Origin of the sequence: Candidatus Competibacter phosphatis (assembly GCF_012939995.1) — a bacterium.
Lineage (GTDB): Bacteria > Pseudomonadota > Gammaproteobacteria > Competibacterales > Competibacteraceae > Competibacter > Competibacter phosphatis.
The window spans coordinates 1-22,779 of the sequence record NZ_SPMZ01000022.1; the positions used below are offsets into that span (position 1 = coordinate 1).

Annotated in this window: 20 protein-coding genes and 1 pseudogene; 5 read left to right on the top strand and 16 right to left on the bottom strand. The window is 62.2% G+C overall.

What is annotated here, in order from left to right; translation table 11 throughout:
* On the bottom strand, positions 1-255 hold a 255-nt coding region (locus E4P82_RS08045), incomplete at its 3' end, for a plasmid mobilization protein (RefSeq protein WP_420887076.1).
* Between the two features lie 443 nt (positions 256-698).
* On the opposite strand from E4P82_RS08045, the gene E4P82_RS08050 reads away from it, so the two are divergent.
* From E4P82_RS08050 to E4P82_RS08065, 4 genes are all read left to right on the top strand, one after another.
* On the top strand, positions 699-995 hold the full coding sequence (locus tag E4P82_RS08050; protein WP_169248410.1) for a hypothetical protein: 297 nt from the start codon (positions 699-701) through the stop codon (positions 993-995).
* Positions 996-1,146: 151 nt separating this feature from the next.
* Positions 1,147-1,641, top strand: coding sequence for a hypothetical protein (locus tag E4P82_RS08055; RefSeq protein WP_169248411.1), 495 nt, complete (start codon positions 1,147-1,149; stop codon positions 1,639-1,641).
* 46 nt (positions 1,642-1,687) lie between these two features.
* On the top strand, positions 1,688-2,428 hold the full coding sequence (locus tag E4P82_RS08060) for a P-loop NTPase family protein (RefSeq protein WP_246327446.1): 741 nt from the start codon (positions 1,688-1,690) through the stop codon (positions 2,426-2,428).
* A gap of 49 nt (positions 2,429-2,477) precedes the next feature.
* Positions 2,478-3,092 (top strand): hypothetical protein, encoded by a 615-nt coding sequence (locus E4P82_RS08065; protein ID WP_169248412.1) that lies wholly within the window; start codon positions 2,478-2,480, stop codon positions 3,090-3,092.
* Between the two features lie 183 nt (positions 3,093-3,275).
* Here the strand turns inward: E4P82_RS08065 and E4P82_RS08070 are convergent, their stop codons facing one another.
* Complete coding sequence (locus E4P82_RS08070) at positions 3,276-4,502, bottom strand: IS701 family transposase (RefSeq protein ID WP_246327447.1); 1,227 nt, start codon at positions 4,500-4,502, stop codon at positions 3,276-3,278.
* Between the two features lie 112 nt (positions 4,503-4,614).
* On the opposite strand from E4P82_RS08070, the gene E4P82_RS08075 reads away from it, so the two are divergent.
* A complete protein-coding gene (locus E4P82_RS08075; RefSeq protein WP_169248413.1) occupies positions 4,615-5,412 on the top strand; it encodes an IS5 family transposase in 798 nt (265 codons plus the stop codon).
* Positions 5,413-5,882: 470 nt separating this feature from the next.
* Here E4P82_RS08075 and E4P82_RS08080 read toward each other — a convergent pair whose 3' ends face one another.
* From E4P82_RS08080 to E4P82_RS08140, 14 genes and pseudogenes are all read right to left on the bottom strand, one after another.
* Positions 5,883-6,269 carry a hypothetical protein gene (locus E4P82_RS08080; RefSeq protein ID WP_169248414.1) on the bottom strand — a complete coding sequence of 129 codons (387 nt, stop codon included), beginning with the start codon at positions 6,267-6,269 and terminating at the stop codon, positions 5,883-5,885.
* On the bottom strand, positions 6,270-6,779 hold the full coding sequence (locus tag E4P82_RS08085; protein ID WP_169248415.1) for a hypothetical protein: 510 nt from the start codon (positions 6,777-6,779) through the stop codon (positions 6,270-6,272).
* Positions 6,779-9,559 carry a DEAD/DEAH box helicase gene (locus E4P82_RS08090; protein ID WP_169248416.1) on the bottom strand — a complete coding sequence of 927 codons (2,781 nt, stop codon included), beginning with the start codon at positions 9,557-9,559 and terminating at the stop codon, positions 6,779-6,781. The genes E4P82_RS08085 and E4P82_RS08090 overlap by 1 nt, the downstream gene beginning before the upstream one ends.
* On the bottom strand, positions 9,549-11,258 hold the full coding sequence (locus E4P82_RS08095) for an ATP-binding protein (protein WP_169248417.1): 1,710 nt from the start codon (positions 11,256-11,258) through the stop codon (positions 9,549-9,551). The genes E4P82_RS08090 and E4P82_RS08095 overlap by 11 nt, the downstream gene beginning before the upstream one ends.
* A gap of 13 nt (positions 11,259-11,271) precedes the next feature.
* Positions 11,272-11,547, bottom strand: coding sequence for an AlbA family DNA-binding domain-containing protein (locus E4P82_RS08100; RefSeq protein WP_169248418.1), 276 nt, complete (start codon positions 11,545-11,547; stop codon positions 11,272-11,274).
* A 9-nt stretch (positions 11,548-11,556) separates the two neighbouring features.
* Entirely contained in the window at positions 11,557-12,063 is a 507-nt protein-coding gene (locus tag E4P82_RS08105) for a hypothetical protein (protein ID WP_169248419.1), read from the bottom strand.
* A complete protein-coding gene (locus tag E4P82_RS08110) occupies positions 12,060-15,269 on the bottom strand; it encodes a DUF1156 domain-containing protein (RefSeq protein WP_169248420.1) in 3,210 nt (1,069 codons plus the stop codon). Before E4P82_RS08110 ends, E4P82_RS08105 begins: the two co-directional genes overlap by 4 nt.
* 12 nt (positions 15,270-15,281) lie before the next feature.
* Positions 15,282-16,271, bottom strand: coding sequence for a hypothetical protein (locus E4P82_RS08115; RefSeq protein WP_169248421.1), 990 nt, complete (start codon positions 16,269-16,271; stop codon positions 15,282-15,284).
* On the bottom strand, positions 16,271-19,003 hold the full coding sequence (locus E4P82_RS08120) for a DUF499 domain-containing protein (RefSeq protein ID WP_169248422.1): 2,733 nt from the start codon (positions 19,001-19,003) through the stop codon (positions 16,271-16,273). The genes E4P82_RS08115 and E4P82_RS08120 overlap by 1 nt, the downstream gene beginning before the upstream one ends.
* Positions 19,003-19,233, bottom strand: coding sequence for a helix-turn-helix domain-containing protein (locus E4P82_RS08125; protein WP_169248423.1), 231 nt, complete (start codon positions 19,231-19,233; stop codon positions 19,003-19,005). Before E4P82_RS08125 ends, E4P82_RS08120 begins: the two co-directional genes overlap by 1 nt.
* A gap of 268 nt (positions 19,234-19,501) precedes the next feature.
* Positions 19,502-19,594: pseudogene (locus tag E4P82_RS23580) on the bottom strand (IS5/IS1182 family transposase); the annotation flags it as partial.
* 223 nt (positions 19,595-19,817) lie between these two features.
* Positions 19,818-21,824, bottom strand: a complete 2,007-nt coding sequence (locus tag E4P82_RS22795) for a recombinase family protein (RefSeq protein ID WP_281383667.1) — start codon at positions 21,822-21,824, stop codon at positions 19,818-19,820.
* A 229-nt stretch (positions 21,825-22,053) separates the two neighbouring features.
* Positions 22,054-22,386 (bottom strand): transposase, encoded by a 333-nt coding sequence (locus tag E4P82_RS08135; protein ID WP_169248487.1) that lies wholly within the window; start codon positions 22,384-22,386, stop codon positions 22,054-22,056.
* Positions 22,335-22,751, bottom strand: a complete 417-nt coding sequence (locus E4P82_RS08140) for a transposase (RefSeq protein WP_169248488.1) — start codon at positions 22,749-22,751, stop codon at positions 22,335-22,337. Before E4P82_RS08140 ends, E4P82_RS08135 begins: the two co-directional genes overlap by 52 nt.
* Between the last annotated feature and the right edge of the window lie 28 nt (positions 22,752-22,779).

Below are 22,779 nucleotides of genomic sequence, written 5' to 3' on the forward strand. Positions count from 1 at the left end.
GTGGAGGTGCGCGGCACGGATTTCCTCGCTCCCTCGACGCAGGTATTCCATGATGCCCAGGGCAGGGTCAGTCACCACCTTGCGGCCCCAGCAGCACCGACGGACCAGCGCGCTCAACGACAGACCCGCCTGAAACGCCATCTGCTGTAAAGCCACCTTCTCCGCCATCGGCAGCCGCACGTTGATGACTTTATCCATACCGGTCGCTTCTTCCGGTCCACGCCACGCTTTCTGAACACTGGTTTCTGGTTTCATCGTCATCGGCTCCTCACTGCGTTCGATGGCGCCACCCGCAAGCGGACAGCCTGATGCCTGGTCGAATGATCCCCGCCAGCGGCGAGAAGCGCAGCGCCGAGCCGGATCTTGTGAGTTGTCACGAGCGCAGCATGTGTGACAACTCCCATCCTGTAATCACGATTGACCACCCTCGATGACCCTCCGCCGCGTGTGGGCCAGCCTTGGAATCCGCCCGGAATCCGCTGGGATTCCGCCCGGAATCCGCCCGGAATCCGTTGGGAATCCGTTGGGAATCCGTNGGGAATCCGCCCGGAATCCGTTGGGAATCCGCTGACCGTTCAGCGGACAGTCCATCTCCAAACCGGACGCTCTTCATGCGAACATCCCGGCTGCTTGCAAAATATATTATTTGTTATAGATTATAACATAAATATTTTCGCGCCTCACACGGAGTGGATTCAATGAGCGAGCGACCCTCAAAAAGAAAGCCAAAACCCCGCGCCTTGGACTTGGTGGCCCTCGCGCGGGAACTTGCCGCCTTGCCACCCGCCCGGTTGACGCCACGCAAGAGCAGCAAGCGGGATCTGATCGAACAGCTACGCGGGCCGCTGGTCGATGCGTTGGTGGACCGCCACTACTCGTTCGCGGCCTTGGCCGAGGTCTTGGGTCAGCGGGGCATCGACATCCACCCCACGACCCTACGTCATTATCTTGGTCCCATCGACCGGTCGGCGCGACGGACCGTTTCCGGCGGATGACCTTCGACTCCGTGGTGGGCCTGGCGGTCGCGTGATTCCTCCAATCCTCACGCCACGGTTGAGAGGGGAGGTTCCGTGCAATCCAATATTCCTTGATATGAAGAAACATAATATCGAGCACCGAAAACCCTCCGTCCCTCCGGTCCGCTCCGTGGATGTCGCCGCCCTTTCGCGCGAACTGGCCGCCTTGCCGGCGGTTCCGCCGACGGCGCGACCACGTACCCAGCGGGATCTGATCGAACAGTTACGCGAGCCGCTGATCGAGGCGTTGGTGGATCGCCACTACTCATTCGCGGCCTTGGCCGAGGTCTTGAGCCAGTGGGGCATCGATATCCGCCCCGATACCCTGCGCCGCTATCTCGGTCCGGTCGACCCCAACCGGAGGGTCTCGCCACGGAGGGTCCCGCCAGCGGATCGACCGCCCGTGGGCGAACCGTCACCCGTGCCGAACGCACCACCGCGCGGGGGATCGCCCGATGCGATTGTCCGGCTGGACACCGCCTGGGCGGAGACGCCCTCGGAACCGCCCGTCCAGCCGCCGCGCGATCCGTCGGGTGAGCGGCCCGCCGATCCGCCAGCGGCCGAGCCCGGTACCTTCACGCCACGGCCCGAACGACCCATCGACTGGTACAAACCGTCTTCCTAACTCCAAGGAGCACGCACGATGAACGAATCGATCCTCCCCCCTGTTCTTGATCGGCGGCTGCAAGGGCGGCGTCGGCAAATCGATGGTCGGCGAGGCGCTGGTGGACGATCTCCTGCAACGCGGCCTACCGGTCTTATTGGTGGAAACGGATATCTCGGTACCGGATGTGTGGCGGGCCTACCAAAACGTATCGGGTGTCCAGGCGCTGACCCTGGACCTGGACGAGGTCGATGGCTGGATCGTCCTGAGCACCACGCTCTCCCAGCACCCGCATCATGTGGTGGTGATCAATACGGCGGCCCGGAACGACCGAGGGATCGTGGCCCACGGTCCCCTGCTGACCAAGGCTCTGGCTAAGCTGAACCGTCCCTTGGTCACCTTGTGGGTGATCAATCGCCAGCGAGACAGCCTGGAGCTGCTGGAAGACTATCTGAAGATCATGCCCGACGCACAAACGCATGTCGTCCGCAACGGACATTTCGGCCCGACCGAGAAGTTCGAGCTGTACAACACCTCGCCGCATCGCCAGCGGATCGAGGCGCGCGGCGGCCGGTCGCTGACCTTTCCAGACTTGGCCGACCGGGTGAGCGATGCCTTGCGCCTGGGGCGGCTGGCCATCTCCACGGCGCTGGATGAGCAACGCAACGATGGGCTTGATTTTGGCGGCCGCATCGAGTTGGAGCGTTGGCGCGAGCAAACCCGGCTCGTTTTCGACGCCATCGTGCCGATGGCCGGACGCCCCACGGCGGATCGGCCTGACGACGAAACCCACGCGGCGACCGCTTGAACGCGGCCCTCGTCAATGCGACCCCGCTTTCCCGATCTTGGAGGTCTTGATGAACGCACCGACTGAATCCGTGACCCGAGCCGCCGATGTCCCGCCCGGCCCCGCTCTCCACGAGAGCGCCTTTCAACAGGTCGTGGGCCGCTTGCCGAACGGAGCGGAACGGGCGCGGTTCGACGCGATCCGCAATGCCCTGCGGCTGCGCGACGACGATGCCGTGTGGACCCTCTTCGTGGCGCTGGAGTATTACCTGAACCTCTACGAGCGGTTTCCGGCGATGATCCGGGGCGCCGCGCGCGAACTGCTGATCGAGTGTAAAAACGAGAGCGACCGGCATATCGCCCAGGCGAAACAGCAGGTCCAACAGCGGACGGAAGCCGCCGCCGTCGAGGTGGCGCAAGCGGCGGTCGCGGCGCACGCCTCGTTGGAGAAGACTATTCAACAGTCCGCCCGCCGGATCGCGCTCGCGGCCGGCTTCGCCGCCCGCTGGCCCTGGGTGCTGGGTGGCGCGGTGGCGATGGCGGCGGCGTTGATCCTCACCGGCGCGGTCGCCCTGGGTTTCGGGCGCCAGCAAGGTTACGCAGCCGGTTACACGGCGGGCTTTGCCGTGGCGATGCAACCGCAACGACCCTCAACAGCTCCATCGTCGCTTGGCCCTGGATTATAGCTTCACTATAGAATTGGAAATGGAATTAGTACTACAGTTGTAGAAACTCCCATAAAGTCATGGAGAGAGGACAGGACTTTGCACGTTGTCGTCGCCGCCAATGAAAATACTGGGCGATGCGCTGATGACGGCGTCGCCAACGGAACCAATGGAGCATACAGTTTCGGTGAGAAAACGGTCCGGTCAGAGGGGTGATAAACCATAACCAACGGCGAAGGTCGGCCAAGGAGACCGTGACCGTGACGGGTCTATCTGGAAGCGGTAGAGGTTTTTTTTCAACACACGCTGTCGACAACCGACGAGGAAGGCATAAGCGGCCATGACCAGCGTGATATGCCGGTACCAGCCGTGCCAGGTCCGCACTTCGTACTGATCCAGGCCCAGTTGCGACTTGGTTTCTTGAAAGCAGCGTTCGATGGCCCAACGGGCACCGGCGGCCAAGGCCAATTCGGCCAAGGAACAGGTCACGGGCGCGAAGGCCAAATAGGCGGTCAGACGCCCCTCATCCAAGGTGCGGCGGACCAGAAGATAGCGTTGGCCGATCGCCTCGGGCGGCGTGTTGATCGGTTGGCAAGTCCATTCGTACTCACGGGGTCCTTGGCCGCCAGCCCCCGCGCTGAGCCGCGCCCACGCGGTCTGCGGGTCGGTGGCGAGGGCGGCCAAGACGTCCCGCACTGCGTATTGGACCCCACCCTGCCAGAAATAAGTTTTACCACTGACCGCCAGAACATAGGGTTGATTCCGCTCCTCCAGACTGGCGCGCAGGCGATCGCTCTCTCCATACACCGCATCGCCGGTGACCCAACGGGCCGGGATGCCCGCGTCCAAAGCCCGCAGAATCATTTCACGCGCCAGTTCGGTTTTCGGCTGGTGCGCCACGTCGTCATCGATGCCCGCCCGCTGACAGCGCGCGCGATCCGCCGACCACGCTTCCGGGAGAAACAAGGCGCGGTCGATCAACCCCTGTCCCCAACAACTGGCATAGGCCAGAAACACGCCGACCTGACTGTTCTCGATCCGGCCCGCCGTGCCACTATCTTGGCGCTGCACCCCAGCAGAATGGCGGCCTTTCTTCAAAAAGCCGGTTTCATCGACGATCAAGACGCCTTCCGCATCCGCCAGCGCATGGATCACCCGAGCCCGCGCCGCATCCCGCACCCCGTCCGCATCCCATCGGGCACGGCCCAGTAAGTGCTGGAATCCATAGGGATGGGCCTCCCCTCGTGCTTCCGCCAACTGCCAACAATTGCGTCGTTCCACCCCACCCAGCAACCCCTGGAGATACGCCGCCAGCCATTCGCGCGTCTCGAACCGTTTCGCGTAACCACCCAGTTCCGCAACCCACTCGGCCCAGGCCGCTTCCCAATCCCTCGCGTCTCCTTCCCATTCATCCTGCCACGCTTCACCCATCACCAACCGTTCTCTCGGCAAAAAATCCAGATGAAGTATAAACTTGTATTATCTACAACTGTAGTATTAGAACGTGTTCACGATCTCCTGCTGAGTCTGCGAACATCGGGGGATGCGTACGAAGAGATACCCCAGTGACATCAGTAGAGAACAGTTTGGGCAACTTTTGCCGCTGCTGGAGCAGGCCAGGCGCAAAACCAAGCCCAGGACGGTAGACCTGTACGAGGTGTTTTGCGCCGTGCTGTACCTGCTACGCACGGGCTGCCAGTGGCGAGCGCTGCCCAGTGACTTTCCCAAGTGGCGCACGGTGCATTCGTACTTCGCCCAGTGGAGCGAGCCGGGCCAGGATGGCGTGAGCCTGCTGGAGCGGGCATTAAAAAATCAGGTTGGCGCGGCCCGCGAGCGACAGGGGCGTAACGCCTCCAGCACGCTCTTGATCGTGGACGCACAGCGTGTGAAGAACACGGACACAGCGGACCTGAAGGGCTATGACGCCGGCCAGAAGGTCTCGGGCATCAAGCGCCACATCGCGGTGGATACCCAGGGGTTGCCGCATGCGGTGGCGGTGACCACGGCAGAGGTCACGGACCGCAAGGGAGCCTTGCAGGCCTTCAAGCGCCGCAAGGCAGCGCTGAACCGAGTGCAAAGCGTACTGACCGACAGCAGCTACACGGGCGAGCCCTTTGCGCGGGGCGTGCGCGAGGTGCTGGGCGAGCAGGTCACTGTGCAGATTGCCAAACGCAGCGAGCTGCACACCTTCAAAGTCATGCCCAAGCGTTGGGTGGTGGAGCGCAGCTTTGCTTGGCTGGACAAGAATCGCAGACTATCGAAAAACCGCGAGCGCTGGCTCAATACCAGCCTGCAGTTCGTCCACTTGGCATTCCTGGCATTGCTGCTCAGGAGATCGTGAACACGTTCTAAGGCATCCGGCTCCTCGAAAGCAAGATTCGCTTAGTGACGTTAGCGCGCCTGGAGTATGCGGGGTACTGGCAATGGCTGACGTTCCAGTAATCGCCGGGCTTCGTCCCAGTTGATCCGTGCCCGTTGTGAGCGGCGTCCCAGCCATTTAATCCACAACCGCCCCACACAGAAGTGGAACCGATCCAGTGCACGCATGTTACCGATGATACCGTAATAGGGGTCTGCTCGGGATACGTGTAAATTTTTATCACACGGCAGTTTTATCAATCGTAACGATTTATAAATCAACTAGTTGACTAGGTTAAAATCTTCCGATGTCAAAGGACAACATGCTGCTTTTGATAGCGCGAGTGTCCTGAAAGGTAAACCTTTATTGGACACGCTTACTCGCATAATAAACTTTTTAAAAACAAATAGTTGAAAATCATAGCCGCAAACCCTTTTTCGGACACCATCCCTTCAACCAGTAAGAAGTGATAAAAATTTACACATATCCCGAGCAGACCCCGTTTTCGCGTGATCCGCCAGAGACCGGTAGATGCCCGCCGAGCGCGACAGGAAGTGTATTAGGCACACAGGGGGTGAGCCACCTGTGGCAATCGTGCTGAAATAGTCTCTGTCGGCCTCGACCTGCGCTTGAAACTGCGTGGGGTTGCGGCCATACAGCAGGGTCAATGCGCTGTAGTTGATGGCGCGGTTCTTCTCGCACCGCTCGTCCGTCAGCCGGAACACGAACTTCCACAGAGCCTTGAAGACACCCTTCTCGACCTCCGGATTGAAGCGCGAGAAATACTTGCTTTCCAAGTACGCCTTCAGCTTCTTGTCGTCGATCAGGATGCCGGACACCTACTCAAGATCTTCGACCAGGTCACCCACGATCTGCTTGGACAAGATCGGCGCCTTCATGAGCAGGCTGTCGAGCGCGTTGCGAATCAGGGCACGAGCCGTGTCACGGTTCAGGCGATGCATCTGGAAATTGGCGTTGACCACTGGGTGCGCAGCAAGGTGGCGCTGACGTTGCAGGTGCAGCAGGTTCTCCCGCTCGGCGATGTCGAGCAACTGTGTCTGCTCGGCCACCGACTCCACCATCTTCGATTCCCATTCCGAAGACCATTCGTTGGCCTGCTGCAGCTTGCCGATCTCGACCAGAATGGTCTTGGCCTTGTCGTCACCGTAGAGATCGACGAGATGCTGGAGCTTGAATAGCAGGTTACAGACCACGACCGACCACAGCATCACGACAGTCGACCGGTAGTCGCCCGCCGCGTAGCAGTTCAACACCTCGGAGAAGTATTCCTTGCTGCGGGCGTCGAAGATCTGCGTTGCGCCTTGCTCGATGGAGTATTCGTCCAGCATCACGCCTCCCGACCGATGATTTCGACGTAGCTGATCAGTTCCACCGAATAGCTGCCATCGCCATTCGCGGCTCCCTTGTGTTTCAGCTCCCGCTGCAGGGTCGGTTCAACGGCGTGGGTGAACAGGTCGCTCCGCTGTTCGGGCCGGAACATCGGTTTGGCAGGCGGCGCTTGCAGGAACTTCTCGCACAGGCGCTCGACCGCCGGAACGCGCGTGCCGTCCTGTTTGACGGCAATGGGCTGCACGACCACGCGGCGTTCGCCCTTGCCAGCCGATGCTTCAACCATCCACAGCGACAGCAGCACCAGCTCGTCGACGTCGCCGGACACGGCGATGCCGACTTCCTCCGGCGGCACGCTGCGCCAGCGGCCCAACTCGTCCTGTACCAAAGGGTGATCCAAGCCCATCAGTTGCAGATCGTCCTGATTGGTCGCGGCTTCACGGCTCAGGGTGAAGCGGGCACGGTGCGTGCCTTCGACGGTAACGAGGTCGTAGGTTGCATCGTCTACCTTGACCAGTTTCTGCTGGTGATCCGCGACCGCTGCCGACAGAAAGCGCACCAGCCGATCCAGGCTGGACGACACGTCCGAGAAGGGCTTGTAGTCGTCGAGGCTGAAGCCGTCGAGGTCTTGGAACAAGTCGAACACCACCTGCCGCGCTTCGCGGGAATTCGATAGCGCCGCCTCCAGCTCCACCTGCGTGCGTTTCAGCTCCGGGTCGGACAGCGCCTCCTGATACAGGCGGTCGTAGTTCAAGCGTTCCGACAACTGCCCAAGAATCTGTGCACGCAGATCTTCGGCCACGTTGCCCTGATCGTCCACCTTGCCGACAGTGCGAGCGATCTCGGTCAGCTTTTCGTCGAGCAGCAGGAAGATGCGGCCTTCGATGGTGTCGGACAGCACAAGGTTGTAGACCTGCGCGGTGTGGCTCTGGCCGTAGCGATGGATGCGCCCGATGCGCTGCTCCATTTCCATCGGGTTCCACGGCAGATCGAAATTGAACAAGACGCGCGCAAATTGCAGGTTGATGCCTTCGCGCCCGGCCGCCGTGCAGACCAGTACGCGCGGGCCGTCCTTGTGGCGGAAGCGCCGCTCCGCCGCCACCTTCGCGCCGTGGTCGCCGCCGCGCAGCACGGCGACGCCCTGACCGGGGAAGGCCTGTTCGGTCTCACGGGCGATCATGTTCACCGTGCCGAGGTAGGTGGCAAAGATCACGATCTTCTCGTTGGGGTTCTGCCGCCACAGCGTGCCCAAGCCATTGAGCAGCTTTTGCATCTTGGTTTCGCGCTCTGCCGGGAACACGCGCAGCAGGTCGCCGACGCGCAGGCGCTCCTCGGGCAGATGCAGGTTCACCACCGCCGAAGCGGCTTCTTCCGCGTGCGTGGCCGAATACTCGCTGCCGTAGGGGTCGGAGGCCATCTCCAGCGCCTTTTCGTCCAGCTTCTTGACCAACCGGTACTTCAGATCGGCCAGCACACGATCCACCTCGCAACGCCCGACGCTGTCGCGCGGCAAACCGAATTCCTCGTGAATCAGATTGCGCGCTTCTTCGGTCAGCCGTTCGCGGCCTTCGATGTCCAGTTCCTTGTCGCGCAGGAACGCCTCGTGCAGTGTCAGCATCAGCAAGCGGCGCTTGAGCGTGCGGCGCACGGCGGCAAAGCTCGATGCCGCGATCTTCTGGAAGATCGCCATCAGGAAGCCCAGCGCGCGCCCCTGATTGCCCTGGCGGCGCGCGAGGTCGAAGCCGTCCTCCAGATACTCGCGCAGCTTCTCGTAGAACAGCCGCTCGGCTTGGTTCATCACGAAGGATTCGGTGTGAACCCAGCGCCGCGCGAACAGCGGCGAGCCATCGGGCTGGCAGGCGTCCGCCTTGGTGCGGCGGAACATCACCGTGTTGAGCCGGTGCCGCTCCTCCACCATCTCCTCCGGGCTATGGAACAGCGTCGGGTTCAGCAGTTGCGCCAGCATCCAGAACTGGAAGTGATTGCCCTGATGTGGCGTGGCTGACAACAACACGAGGTCGCGCGAATGATCCTTCAACGCCTCGGCCAGCTTGTAGTTCTCCGTTTTGCGCACCTTGCCGCCGGTACGGTAGGCGGTCAAGTGGTGCGCTTCGTCGAACACCACCAGATCCCAACGCGGCGCATCCAGCAGGCGCTTGATGCGCGCCGGGCGCTTCAGGGTGTCGATGCTGGCGATCAGCCGGTCATGCTTGGCGAAGGCGTTGGTCTTGCGGTCGGTGATGTCGCCCTCGGAGCCGAACACCTCGAAGTCGAGATTGAACACCTCGTTCAATTCGCGGTGCCAGTTGTTCACAAGACCAGCGGGCACCACCATCAGCGCGCGCTTCAATTCGCCGCGGCTGGCCAGCTCACGCAGGATCAGCGCAGTTTCGATGGTTTTGCCCAAGCCCACCTCGTCGGCGATCAGGTAGCGCCGGGGCGACGCGGTAGCAATGCGATGCGTCAGCACCACCTGGTGCGGCAGCAGGTCAATCTTGGCCGAGGTCAGCGCCGAGGCGCTTTCCATCACCGGAAGTGCGTGCGCTTCGTAGGATAGCCACGCCTTGCGCCCGCGCTCCGCGCCGCCATCCACTGCACGCAGGATGCGCTCAGTGCGCGTGAGTTCGCGCCGTAGCGAGGCGACGGGCACTCGGCGTTCGCCAATGCTGAAAAATGCGCGGAGGTAGCCGTCACGCTCCAGGTCGAGTACCACGCCCTGGCCATACTCATGGTGGGTGATGCGCTCGCCAGGCGCGAACGGGGCAGGACTATCCAGCATGTCCTTCCCTGTCGAGCCTACCGAGGGCTTCCTGAAACCGCTTTTCGCTAGGATCAATCTCTACCGCCTTCTCGAAGGCAGCACGAATCTCTTGCTTCGGCGCTCTGCTCCAATTCAACACGCGGCCCAGGTCGAACCAGGCCCAGGCGTGTCGGGTGCGCGGGGCATCCATCTGCACCACACGGCGCAGCATTTCTTCGGCTTCTCTGAGCTGCCGCAGATAGGCCCCCTTGTTCCCAGCGGGGCCGCCTGGGCGCACTTTCTCGGCCAGCTTCATCTTCACCTGCGCAAACTCATGCAAGGCTTTGACATCGGTGGCCACCGCATCGCCGGCGGCCTTGAAGTAGCTATGCGCTCGCTCCAAGCGGCCTGCACGCTTCTCCTGAATCGCCGCGTCGAAAGCTTCTTCAACGGCGTCCAGCATCGGCAGACGATCCAACCAAGCGGTCGCATCTTTCTGGCGATTGTTGTCGAGGTAGGCGGCGGCGATCTGCGTGATAATCGCGGCAAGGTTCGCGGTCGGGTTGGCCTTCCTGACCGTCTCATACACCTCTTCGGCAGCATGGATGTCATCGCGCACCAACTGCTCTTTCACCAGTTCGATTGCGATGGCAACTGCGCTGGGATGTCGCGCGTGGGCCTCCTTCAAGCGCCGCATCGCGCCGCTGTTGTCGCCAACTGCGCGCAGGTTCGCCACGTCCTGAATCGCCAGTATGGCCTGGTACTCGGGATGAGCGGGAAGCGTTACCCTGAAATAGCTGCGATCCGCATCAAAATCGAAACGTGGTGGTTCTGAGCCGTTCTGCGTCATAGAGCGGCGCACTTTCGGGATTCCCGTTCCACGTCCTTCGGCCAGTCGTAGCTCCTTCAGCAGCTCGCCGATACGCCGATTCCTGGCGGGCACTGGCGGGATCGGCGCCCTGCCGTCGAGATGCGTTTGTTCGATGCCGGGCACAGGGCCGGGGTAGCTGATGATTTCCAGTCGATCCGAATACAAATACACCTTGATCGGCTCACTAGTCCCTTCGTAGGAACGGTGATACACCGCGTTCACCAAAGTCTCGCGCAGTGCGAGCGAGGGGAAGCTGACCCAGTGTGCCGCCTTAGAGGTTCTGGGCAGCTTCTGAATCAGTCGCGCCGACAGGCTCTCCAGGTAAGTCAGGCACTCCCGGAGTTGCTCGTGAATGGGGCGCTTCTCAAACGCCTTTTCTTCTAGCATGTTGCCGGCGGCATCGTCGGCAAACTGCACCACCTCGATTCGAGCGCCGGGGAACCACTGTTCTGGATTTTGACTGAAGAACAGCAGACCTACATTGCGCGGTGCATCGTGTCCATTGACCGGCTCGGCGATGCGCAGGCTTCGATACAGGCTGCGGGTGTCCTGTTCTTCCACCAGGCCACTGCCCACATCGTGCAGAAACTCCCGTACCTTGGTTTCGCGGATGTCCAGCATGCTCGCCTGCAAGGCGCGACGGTCATCAAACGGAACGCGAGCCGTGAGCTGTACCAACTGGGTTTTCAGTTCTGGCTTGCTATCGGCATCCACGCTGCTGGACTCGATGCGAATGTAATACTTGCGCTGCGCCCCTTTCCCAGAATGCTCTGGGGCTTGATGCGGACGAACCTGGCTGCCCGGTGCCCAGATCACCAGCAGGTGTTTTCCGTCCACCACCTCTGGCGAGACGATTGGCTGATACACCGGATCTATTGTGTTACAGCGCCCTCTGATCCACTTTTGAGCGTCTTCCAGCTCGGTGGTGGTCAGGCCCTTGGGGGGGCAGCACGGCGGCTCCGTCGGCTTCGGCCACACCAATCACGATGTAGCCGCCGTTGAGGTTCTGGAAATCGTTGGCGTAGGCGCAGATGGTGCGGATCACCTGCGCGCCGGTGAACTCCTCATTCCAGGAGGCTTTGAACTCCACGCGTGACGACTCAACGCCCCGGAAATAAAGCAGGTCCTGTAGGTTGATCGGAAGGATTGAAGTCATGCAGTGACCCTAGGTAATGCGCAAATGAAAAAGCCCAGCAGCCTTCGCGCCGGGGGCCAGCAGGATTTCCTGCGGGTATTCGTTGGCCTGTCCCCACAGGACGCGACCGAAGTCGAGCTGATGCCCGTGGGGCGTGTGGCACAGCCAGCCCACCTCGTCAGTGGCCGCCTGCACCTTGATACGGCTATGGCCACCGGGCAACCAGAACACCAGCGCCGCATCGCCTTGGTACTCGTCCTGAAACGACAGGATGGCGGGTTTGATCGTATCGGCCAGCCACGCTTCGGCATCCGTCGGTGTCAGTAGATCGAGGCTGCCGTCCAGCCCGGCGACCACGAGCGTTTTACTGCCATTGCTGGGCAGGTCGTCCGGCCAGTCGCCCGGCACGCTGGCAGCACGCAGGAACTGGCGCAGGCTCCAGACCTCACTGGCCGCGCAGATCTGGTTGCGCGCTTCCTCGTCCCACACCCAACTGGTGCCGCGACGCTGCCACACCGTATCGAGCAGTTGCCTCATCGCCCGTACTCCCCATCGTCATCGAACAGAGAAGCCTGCAAAGGCTGCGGCCCTTGGCTGGATGCCCATGTGTTGTAGATCGTCGTCGCACGCGATGCCGCATTGCGGGTGGCCTGATCCGGGCCATTGCGATGTAGCCATTCCAGCAGTGGCTTCAATGCGACGTGCGGCTTGAAGTTTTCGTTCTTCAGCGTGTCCGATGCATTGATGCCGCTGTTGTCGAAGCACGCGCCGACCAGCACCAGCGCCTGATCCAGATCGGACGTCAGCTTGCGGCGATGCCTGCCAGACCACTCGCGCGCGAAATCCAGCGGATCGGTGCGGGTGAACACTTTGTTCTTCTCCGCGCACCAACCGCGCTGCACGAACTCGTCCGGTGTGGTGATGGAGCCTTTGAGGAACTTCTGCAACTGGTCGCGCTTCAGCTCGGCGGCATTGCCGAAGGTGCGCAGAAACTGGCGCGTCATCGGCTCGGCGTTGACCGGAGGCGCTTCCTTGCCCTTGTCGGCGTCTTCGTCGATAAGCTGGTTGATGCCGACCAGCGCGTCCCTGACGGAGATGGTGCGCCCTTCATCCACATACACCTTGCCGTAGTGGCGCGAGAAGTACTCCAGCGCCTTGCCGCGCCGGATGACCTGAATGTCGGCGGCGGGCAGACCTTCCTTCACGTGGTTCTCCAGCATGGCCTGCAACTGACGCACGTCGGCCATCACTTCGCGGCGCATGCGACCCCAGCTCACCGGTTTCGGTTCCTCGGTGCGTTTGCGACAGACGTGGATGATGTCGTACTCGATGGTCTTGGAGCCGAATTCGCCTTCACCCTTGGTTTCGTCGGAGCGGATGGGGTACGTCGCTTCGAGGTAGTAGCCCGCGTCGAACAGAGACTCCAGCACCGCCACCCACGGCTCGTCCTCGCTGTGGTGGAAGGTGAAGGCCAGGATGCCGCTGGGCTTGAGCACGCGATGCGCTTCGCGCCAGCATTGCGTGAGCAGACGCTGATAGAAACCATCTGGGTCTTCCGGCTCGCGGGCGCGGTTGGCCACCGCCTCCAGTGACTTGGGCGTGTACTCGGCGCGGAAGTAATCCGGATACTTGTCCTTCAGCGCGAGGCGTAGCCAGACGTAGAAGAAATCGGACAGCTCCGAGTAATGCAGCAGGCCACCGAAAGGCGGGTCGGTGATGACCAAATCGAGGCTGGAATCAGCAACCGTCGCCAATTCCGTGGAGGAGCCACAGAAAAGGTCTGCACCGTTTACCGAGTCGCCCGGAAAAACCTTCTCGCTCTTGCCACCGATCGCCCCAGCAAGCGCGGCATCCTTGCGCTTCAAGCTTTCTGCGCTCACCGCCTCCCACGGCTGCATCGCCCAATCGCGGCCCTCAAGGAGAACGGGAACACAAGAATTCCAAGGGCCGTAGCCCATCGGGGTGAAGACACCAACCTCAATCAGTGTCGATTTCGGGTGAAAGTTGTTGTTCGACAGCGCTGGAACAAAGTGATCCTTTTTGATGTGCCAGAAAGCTAGAACGCTCTGGTTGCGCAGGTAGTTCTGGAATGCCCCAAGCACATACTCACGGACAGCCCAGTCGTAGTTCCCGACCTCGACGATAGCCTTAAGCAACTGCGAATGCACCAGCAACTGGCGCGGATTGAACATGTCCATCCAATTCAGGCAGCCATGCTGCGGCAGCGGCTGCCGCTGGTGAGTCATGTGCCCGAACGGAATGGCGCTCCGGGGCCAGTAGTCCTTCAAGTCGGACTCTTTACGCTCCTCCCATTCCTTAAAAGCTGCGTCGTATTGCCTGGCGAAAGCGCCGTCTGCAGCGGAAAAGAAGCGGCCACCGTAGGGTTTGCCTGCGGCATCACGCTTGGGCGCATAACCCTGGATGGCATACATGCTTGATGGCGCAGTCTTCTTCGTTGCCTCAATAGCAACGACGATGGGTTGCACCGCGCCACAAGCAGCGCATGTGAAGTTTGCCGCTTTCGGCACCGTGCCGTTCTCTGGCGCGAACGTGATTTCCGTTTCCGGGTCGGTCACTTCGTCTGGCAGCGCGCCGCGCACTTCCAGCAGGCGAATCTTCGCGGCGCGTGCCGCATCCCACCGCGTGGTCGCCGCCACGTCGTCCTGCGCCGATCCACCGTAGGACTGGCCGTTCGCATCCTGCTTCGCCTCACCCGCCAGCCATTGCGGATGCACCAGCAGACTCAGCTCCACCTTCTTGTTCTTGCCCTTGTCGAGGTTCGCCAGCGCGGTGTAGCCGCAGTGGGGGCAGATCACGCCCTTTCGGCGGTCGAGCACGGAATACGGCGATTCGGTGGGGGCAACGTAGAACGGTACGTCGGGAGCCATGCGCGCGGCTTCTTCTTCCACATCAAAGGCTTCGCCGCATTTGCCGCAGGTGTGTTCCCACGACTTCACCGCCAATGTCTTCACCGCCATAACCAGGCTGGTCATGATCGGCGTGCGGTGGCCGCACCCTGTCACCTGACACGGCCCATGCTTGGCCCAGAAGGTATAAATGATTTCCGGGCCTTCGTAGCGGTAGTCCTTGCGCTCATCGCGCGGGACGGCGAGCGGGTCGAAGTCGGCGGGCATCGCCTTGCCCGTGGGCAGATGCGTCCATTTGCCTTTCTCGCCTTGCGGGCCGTCGCAGTAGTAGTACGGCATGATCTGCGGCTTGACCTCGGCCTCGATGTCGGCGAGGAGCTTCTTCACTCGCTCCAGATCGACATTGGCCAGTTCCTGCTTGACCACGAACCACGCGACCGGGTTGAGGTCGTTGCCGATCATCTGCATCCCGAGGCGTGAGCCTTCCACCAGCGTGGTGCCGCCGCCCATGAAGATGTCCGCCACCTTCAGGTGCTTGAACGCGCCTTTCTTCTGGTGGTTGGCGTAGTAGTTGTCCCACACCAGCTTGGCCGCGTGCGAGGGATCTTCCGGCGCTTTGGTTGCCGCCGCGATTAGCATCGAGCGGAACACGCTGGAGCGCCGCCGCGCCCACCACTTCGACATCTGGTAGATGGGCTTGCCCGCGTTGCCCTCGATCACCGCCACCTGATTGACAGGCAGGATAGGGAAATCCACCTCCAGACAGGTCTTGGGGCGATTCGGATCGTTGAAGTCCACCGTTTCCAGCGCGACGGCCTTGCCTGCGCCGACGGCCTTGGCGACCTCTTGTGCGAGTAGTTCTTTTTTGGTGGCCATCAGCCGCAATCCTTACTTGGTCAGCTCGACGAAAGGCGACAGCACTTCCAGTAGCGACAAGCCGCCATGCGTCAGCGTCGGATAGCCGCCTTGGTTGCGCCACTTCCTGCGGCCCAAGGCCAGCAGGTGTGCGCCATGAGGGCTGTTGATCTGCAATGCCACGGGCGGCACGAAGGGGCCGGTATTCCCCGTACCCGTCTTGCTGCGTCCGCTGGAAAATGTCTGCTTGAGGAACTGGCCAACATCGCCATCCGCGTCGGGGAAGTAGCCGGTGGCCGCGTAGCCGTGGTCGGAGGTGATGATTAGCCGCCGTCCAGTCGCCAGACGCTTGACGAAAGCCCAGAAGTCATCGCTAGACAGTTGCTTGGCCACATCCTTCGTCAGCGGCTCCAGCCCCTGGCCCGCGCCGGAGCCGTCGTGCAGCTTGGCGTCAGGCCAGTGGTGCCAAAAGATCTGGTTCGGCGCGCTGCCGATCAGGGCTTCGCAGTCCTTCCACGGCAGGTCCACTGATTCGGTGCTGGCGACTTGCAGCTTGTGCGCGAGGCCGCCGCCGTTGTTTTGGAGCTTGCTGCGGCTGGCGAAACCGAGAGCGCGGGCGAATTCATCGGTTTCGCCGGGCAGCTCGGAGGCGCACGCAGCAACCTCGTGCGCGGTGAAGCCGCGTTCCTTCGCGCCCTGCAACAGCCACGGCAGTTCACGCAGGGACAAGCCATCGAGGATGAGCACGGCTTTGGCGCTGAACGGCTCGCCCCACCAGCGAACCAAGCGATCCGAGGTGCGCTCGACGCTGGTGCCGAAGACTTGCCACAAATCCCAGCCGCTGGAGGAGAGAAACAAATCCAGCTCGCCGATTTCGCGGTCGCGCTTGACGACCTCGCTGGGCGCGTTGCCCGCAGCCAGCGGCTTGCGGGCAATTTCAACAGCATGGCCGACGATGACGCGCCAAGCGTCGGCATCCGAGCCTTGTGTAAAGGCGTGCAGTGCGGCAGCGGTCAGTGCCATCAGTCGTCCTCCTTCTCAAGGTTCAGCTCGAAGGTCATGCCTTCGGGCAGTTTTTTGAGCAGTTCCTTGAGCTGCGCGCCGGTGGCGGTGGAGACCTTGATGGATACCTCTGCCACCTTCGTGGCCGGGCCAATGCCCCAGCCTTCGATCTTGCCGATCAGGTTGAGCGGCGACGTGGCGGGGTTCGACAGCGGAATGCGAGGCTTGGCAGTACTGCTGTCGCCACCGAAGATTCCACCCGGCGTGGGCGCAGGTGGGATGCCGGGAGGCGCGTCGCCTCCGGGCGCGAGTGTCGTCCCGCCATCGCCGCCGAACAACCCGCCACCATTGGTTGGTGCGGGTGCTGGCGCGGACGGTGTGGAACCGCCCGTCGCAGGCACTGCCGAGGGCAACATTACAAACACGTCGTCGAGGTGGCGGCCCGTGAGTGAGAGCTTGGGCCGCAACCGCCGCCACGCCGAGTCCTCGTCCTCGCCCGGATAGGTTTGCAGGTATTCCATGCCACGCACGTTGATGGCGACCTTGCCTTTGGAGCACAGGCGCAGCAGGCGCTCCTTCATCGCCGTCTCGCCCAGCCACGGGATGCAGTCTTGCCCAGCCGGTCGCGGCTCTTGAAATTCGCGAAGCAGCTTGCCTACCGATTCGTTGTTGTTAGCATATTCCAGCACTAGTTCCTCGAAGTCCTCCGGCACGAACAGATCGCTGGTCAGTGCCTCTTCTATGGCTTCGGGAATCTGCGAACCCTGCTTGTCGAGGCGCTCGACGCTGAACTTGCATTGCGCAGGGTCGGCGAAATTCCAGCGATGCAACACGGCGAAGCGGTCGAAGCGCTTCATGAGGTTGTCGCGCAGGGTGTTCTCGAATTCCTTGTGTAGCTTCTTGTATTCTGGGTTTTGGCTGCTCCACTCCTGCGCCTTCATTTCGGCACGGGCGAGGATGAGCAGGTCGCGATCCAGAAAGACGTTGGTGCCGCCCGCGCGCGGCAAGAGGAAACGCACGGTGTTGCGGCGTTTCTGCATCTGGTCTTTGAGCCAGCGGCCCAGCGTGGCGTCGAGCTTTTCCGGCTCTTCGGGTAACACGAGGATGGGCAGACGGTCGTCCCACTTGTCGGGCTGCTCGGCTTCGTTGAGCGACATCCACGGATCGGTGACCCATGACTTCGGCAGGGCGATTACTCGGAAGGTCTTGGCGACTTCGTCGCTGCCGCCGATGACATAGCGCACCTGCTTGGCGAGCTGCGCCTGATCCACGCCGTTAGTGAATAGTTTGTCGTTGCGCGCGTAGGCCATGAGCTTGGCGCGCGGGTTGTCTTCCTCGCGGAACAGCAGCTTGGTGCCTTCCTGATGGATGTTGAAGCTGTTCTCGACGATGGTCGCCAGCTCGACCTGGAACACGTTGTCGTCCACCGGCTTGCCACGGGTGATGTCCAGTTGCAGCGTGGCGGGTTCGGCGCCAGCGAGGTTGCCTACGGCAATCGAGCGCAGCCACAGCGCGCCGATGATTTCTTGCAGGTGCGGCGCGATGGCGGCGTGGTCGTGCCGCGCTTCCTGCACCGAGATGATGTTCTGCTGGGCCTTCTCGCGCAGCGTGCGGTGGTGCTGGTTGGCGACGGCTTCGAGCAGCGCGCCGATGCCAGAGGCGTCATCGTCCAGCCGGAAGTCGGCTGCGGTGAGTACCGGCACGGCCTCGCCACGGCTCTTGTAGAGGTTGGCGAGGATGCGGATCAGATCGCGTGTTTCCTGTGCATCTGTGGCGATGAGCACCTGTTCTTCAAGCAGGCGAAACAGGTGCGGCGCGTAGGGCCACGATTCAGTGAATTCGCGGCGTTTGCGATCCTGCTCGGCGGGCGGCACACCCAGCAGACGAAAGGATTCAGCGACGTGTTGCTCGACCAGCGACTCGATGGTGCCGCTGGCGATCTGCAAGCGGTTGTCGAACAAGCGGTGCAGCAGCATCCGACGGCGGTCCTGCTGGATGCGCTCGGCGCTGCCGCCTGCCTTGAAGTCGATGGCAACCGGGTTGACGCGATGCACCTGCTGATAGGCATCGCTGCCACCGTTGCGCACCGAGATCACCAGCACCAGCAGGTCGGGGCGCTCTTTAGCGATCTCCGAAAGAATCTGGATGGAATTGAATGCCCAGTTCTTCCACGGGTACTGCTTGGTGTTGGTGAGACCGTCGTACCACGTCTGGAATTCGTCCAGCAGTAGCATCGTCGGCTTCTTCTCCAGCAGCTCGATGATGAGCTTGTCGGACGGGATTTCGGTCTTGGATGCGCCTTGGCCTTCCCATTTGCCCTTGATGTAGGTGCCATGGGGATGGTTCTCGAACAACACATCCCACAGGAACTTGTAGCGGTGTCGATGCAGGCTTTCACCGATGACGTGCATTCCGTCGCGTAGGGCGATTTTGCCGATGCTGGCTTCGGCCAGCGTGGTTGCCCATGCATTGAGCCACGAGCTCGTCGAGGACGGGTCGGTCACCGCGTGGTAGAGCGCGGCCATCAAGTGCGACTTGCCGAGGCCGCGTTCGCCGATCACGACCACGGGGCGTCCCTGGTTGGGGCCGACGGCCTCGATGCCCTTCAGCAGGTCGTGTGTGGGATAGGTGATCTCCAGAAACTGCTTGGCCGCGATCTGGGTCGCGCCCGTGTGCTGGTCGTTGGATAACTCGATGGCTGTGCCCTTGAGGCGCTTGCCCCGGAATTCTTCTCGTAGCGTCAGTCCAAGCATTACTTCCGATCCCTCTTGTTCGATGCCTTGCCCGCGGCGCGTTCGGGATTGCCCGCCGATTGCTGCTTGATCCAGCTCTCGATGTCGCTGCGCGAGAAGCGCCATGTCCCGCCGAGCTTGAACGCAGGGATCTCCCCGCTCGCTGCGAGCCGATAAATCGTGCGCTTGCCCGCCTTCAGGTAAGCCGCAACCTCGTCCAAGGTCAGGATGTCGCCATCAGGCTCCGCCATTGCCGTTCCTATGCAGACGTTGAATTTGAATTGCCAAGTCTTGCAGATTCTCCCACAGAACGGCACCATCGATTAGCCAGAGCCGTGCTCGAATTTCAAGTGTCTTGAGGCAGGGGCGCGTGAGGAGCAGCCACGTATTGACGGCCAATCTCGATATGGCCAAATCGTCAAATCTACGCCATCAAGGGTTTGTCATTACCAAAATTGTCTGCATTTAGAACCTGTTCACAAAGGGTATAATTTTCTGAGCATGATGGAGCTGGAAGCGATGTAAACCATCGCTTCGGAGGACTTGGGGGGAATGCTCGAAGTCCTTGGAGAGCCTTCGGTGCCATGCAAACCATGCGAAGGTGCGCTCGATGGCTCAACACACTGCTGTCATACAAGCATGATTTTGGCGTCGGGTAGGGCATGCGAATGACCTCGAGCGTTAAGATCGGCGAAGGGTATCCCGTGTAATAGTCTCGGGCGGTGGGGCGTCAAGCCAGCGCTGGCGGCGGGTGTCGCTGACCGGTACCGCCCGGCGCTGGCGGAGCCGTTCGAGTTCGGCGGAATCGGCCCAGACGATCCAGCGCCGGTTCGCCTCATGGCGACGGGCGATGACCCAGCCGCATTGAATCCAATGGTGCAACGTGGTGCCGGGCATGTCCAGGGTGCGGGCCAGATCGGCCAACCACCAGTCGTCCGGCGGGAGCGGGACCGCGCGTCGGGGGCGTGGCTGGCGGGTACCCAGTTGCTGGAGCAAGGCGCGGATCGTCTCGGGACGGAACCGTTCGGCGGTTTTCGGCGGATGATAGCCTTCCTGCCGCAGGCGGTCGGCGATCGCTGGGGCCTTTATAGCCCTGTTGCGCTAACTGACGGACGCGCGCGCAGAGTTGGGGGTAATGACTGAGGTGTGCCAACCGGCCCACCGGGTGAATGACGACCCCATTGGTTTGATGGCCTCCCGCCCACTGCAGGGTCACGTGCAGCCGTTCGCTGTGGCCCTCATTCGCGATGTCGATGTGCTCGATCACCTCGCGGATCAGCGCCTTGCGTTCCACCGCCGTCGTGGTGGGCGCCTGCCAGAGCGCCGGCAGGTCCTGCGCGAGCTGGCGGACGGCTTCCCGTTCGGTCGCCGACAGCGTCGGCGGTTGCTGGGAGCAAAAGCGCCGGTAATCCTCTTGCAGGCGCTGCTGGGTGGCCAGCGCGGCCTCCCACTCCTGGGCCAACGAGCGCGCCACTAGCCGGTTTTCCGGCTCGCACAGCCGGTAGTGACGGGCGGCGCGGTCCGCGGCAAACGCCGCGCGCTCCAGCCGTTGCCGCCACAGCCGATCAAGCGCCGCCCGTTCCTGCTCCAGGTGGGCCGCCGCCGCCAAGGAGCACTCCAGCGCCGCCGGCGCCAGCGCTTCAAGGACCTGCCGGCTGACGAACGCGTCCAGGGCCGGCCCCGGCAGATACTGGCAAGCGGGTTCGCCGTAGTCGGTCGACCGGCGACTGCAGGTGTAGCTGTGGAGCGGCGGGGTTCCCCCATAGCGCACGAACATCCGAGCGCCACAGCGGCCACAGACGAGCAGACCGGCCAGCAGCGCGGCACCCGGCCGCGCCGCCCCGCGCGCCTCGGCCCGGGCCCGGTTCGCCGCCAGTTGCGCTTGATGGCGTTCGTACTCCGCCCAACTGATATAGGCGGGCACGCGATCCGGAATCAGCACATGGTAGCGTTCGGGTCCGCAGGTCATCCGCCCCGTGCGCGGGCAGCCGGGCTGGTGTTTGCGCGGGTCCACCTGCCGGCGGCCATAGGCGTAGGCGCCCGCATACATGGGATTTTTCAGCAGATTTTGCAGTGTCATCCGGCTGGGGCGGCGCCACTCCAGCGTCCCTTTAGCGACGCCTTCGCGAACCCGTACCCCCAGGCGGATGTCGTGGTGGAGCAGGTAGCGCAGCAGCGCATGCAAGGTGCCCAACTCGCCGAACTGGTGGAAGATCAGGCGCACGACGTGCTGTACCTGCTCGTCCGGGTCGAAGCCCACCTCGCCCGAGGGGTGGCGGACGTAGCCGATCGGCAGGGCAAAGGCCAACTCGCCCCGGCGCGCCTTGTTCAGCTTGCCGTGGTGCAAGCGTTGCTTGAGGACATGTAGTTCGGCTTCCGACATCGTGCCTTTCAGCCCCAACAGCAAGCGATCGTTGTACTGGCTCGGATCGTAGACTCCATCGAGATCGGCAATCAGCGTCCCAAACAGGGCGCAGATTTCCAGCAGTTGATACCAATCCTTGGACGAACGGGCCAGCCGCGACATCTCCAAGCCCAGGATCAGTCCCACATGATCCAAGCCGACTTCGCTGACCAGCCGGCCAAAGCCCGCCCGGCCCGCCGCGCTCGCGCCGGATTTGCCCAGGTCGTCATCGATGACCAACACCCGGCTCGCCGGCCAGCCCAAGGCCGCCGCCTGGTTGACCAGGCCGTACTGCAAGCGGGTGGACTCTTGATGATCCAGCACCTGCTGAACGGTGGATTGGCGCACGTAAACCACCGCCAACCGCTCCAGATGCCGCGACTGAATCTTCTCCGACCGCCACTGCGGCGCCCACTCAACCACCGGTTGCGGAACCATTACGGTTCTCCTCCGGTCGGGGGCGGGCGGCGAGCCACCGTTCCACCAGCTGGCTGAGCAGCGTCACCACCCGTTGTCGGCTGGCCGGCGGCAACTGCGACCACACCGGGAGAGGTTGGCGGATTATAGGCGGGGGGGGAACCGTTCGGGGGTACCTTCCTCTTCGGGCAAGCAGGGAGCGGCCCGCAACTTGCCAACCACCTCAACAAGTTTCAGCAGGGCCGTGATGTCAATGATAGGACAATCGGAACTTGATGCTTCTATGAGGGCAGTGTGGTTGGGTGATATCGACGATCCAGCGTTTGGGCAGGACGACAAACTGGGGAACATCGGGTCGTTTGACGACTTCAAGGCAGTAGCCGAACAGGGCTTTGGCCCAATCGATGACGCCCTGCTTGTAGCCGCCATCGACGAAGATTTTGCGCAGGTGGGGCAGGCGGATAAACAATCGAATCAGCACCCGATGACCGCCCCGTGTGTCGGAAATACCGCAGGAGTGCGCAACGACCGTCAGGAGGTGGCCTGGCGTGTCAGTGGCGATGTGGCGCTTGCGGCCTTTGATCCGCTGGCCGGCATCGTCGCCGCGTTGCCCCCTTTTTGCACCGTCTTCACACTCTGGCTGTCCATGATGGCTACGGTGGGATCGGGATCACGTCCGGCCTTGATGCGCACCTGGCACCGCAAGTGGTGATGGATCGCCACCCAGGTTCCGGCGTTACGCAAACGCCAGAAGGTCATGGACACCGCGCGCCAGGGCGGAAAATCCTTCGGCAACATCCGCCATGGGCGACCGCTGCGCTCCACGTACCGGATCACGTTATATAGGCTTCGCACCGGATGTTTGCGGGGCCGTCCGATGTGCTCGGGTTCGAAAAACCGTTCGATCTCCGCCCATTCCCGGTCGCTCACGTCGCTGGGATACCCCATCGCTCTGTCCTCCTGATGGACAGAGTCG